A 363-nucleotide genomic window follows, 5' to 3' on the forward strand; every position below is an offset into this window, starting at 1 on the left:
GGCACATGGCTGTTGTGAAAGATCGTGCCGTTCCTGATCGTGAACGGCTTCCGGCAGGAATAGCATTTCCACGCGCCAATCGGGGTGCTCAGGCCGTTGAGCCGCCCCAGCCGGGCAGCCTCGCCGCAATGCGGGCAAACCGGCCCGGAGGGCCAGACCATTCGTTCGAGCGACAAATGGACGACGCGCTCGTTCTGCAAGCGGATGGCGTTCGGCATGGCGCACCTCCAACCCGAAAACATGGTCCCAGATGGGTAATTGAAAGTCAATAAAGTCTGAAAATGGGTAATAATTCGATACATTGACGCCGCAAGGGCATAGTTGGATGTTGGCCGCTCGGTAATAATGCACACAGCGCTTCAG

The 363-nt window shown here is 57.3% G+C and carries 1 protein-coding gene; it reads right to left on the reverse strand.

The window, feature by feature from the left end:
* Positions 1-218 (reverse strand): transposase (locus AB4Y92_RS26650; protein ID WP_441822355.1); only part of this gene is annotated, 218 nt, incomplete at its 3' end.
* Positions 219-363 lie beyond the last annotated feature (145 nt).

Origin of the sequence: Lysobacter sp. TAB13 (assembly GCF_052113885.1) — a bacterium.
GTDB classification, from domain to species: domain Bacteria; phylum Pseudomonadota; class Gammaproteobacteria; order Xanthomonadales; family Xanthomonadaceae; genus Lysobacter; species Lysobacter gummosus.